This is a genomic window from Stenotrophomonas sp. P5_B8 (assembly GCF_054049855.1).
Genome location: NZ_JBFULO010000842.1, coordinates 1 through 670, shown reverse-complemented (window position 1 = coordinate 670; position 670 = coordinate 1). Strand labels below are relative to the sequence as shown.

General features: G+C 66.3%; 1 pseudogene. It reads left to right on the top strand.

The features are described 5' to 3' along the window. Positions 1 to 362, top strand: a pseudogene (locus ACXJKH_RS21770) (hypothetical protein); the annotation flags it as partial. Positions 363 to 670: the final 308 nt, after the last annotated feature.

Sequence of the window (670 nt, the reverse complement as noted above, 5' to 3'; positions counted from 1 at the left end):
AGCCCGAGCTGGGCATCGGCTATCACATGCCGATGAGCGACCGCGTCGACTTCACCGCCGACATCGCCTGGATCCGCCAGAACGTGGAAGCCAAGCTGTCCGTGGACGGTTTCGACAGCGCCACCGACAAGGACCACACCAACGCCGGCCGCGCCACCGTGGGCGTGCGTGGCAAGCCGTCGGTGCGTACCGAAGCGTGGGCCAAGGCCGGTTACCTGGACGGCGGCAGCGACTTCAAGGGCACGTGGGTAGGCAACCTCGGTGGCCAGGTGAACTTCACCCAGACCTGGGGTCTGGTCGCTGAAGTGCAGGCCTACCGCGATGTCACCCAGGTGTCGGTGGGCGTGCGCGCGAGTTTCTGATCGGGCGGCGACGGTCTCCGCCGCGCCATGATCGAACGGGCCCCGAAAGGGGCCCGTTTTTTTTGGTTCTTCTCACACTGGAGGGGAGCGTCCTGTTCCATTGGACTTGGCAGATCGCGTCGCGCGATACGCGTGTGACCGTGTGGTCGTGTGGTCTTGGCACGGTGTGAATCCATGGGGGCTTCGTTCGGGCTGGTCGCGCGCGTGAGGGCCCCGTAGCGGCTGCGGTGCACAAGCGGGAGCCAGGCTTTTGTCGGTGGGTCGGGCGYTGGGGCCCCATGCCCTTGGAGGCGRAATAAAGGGGGAGG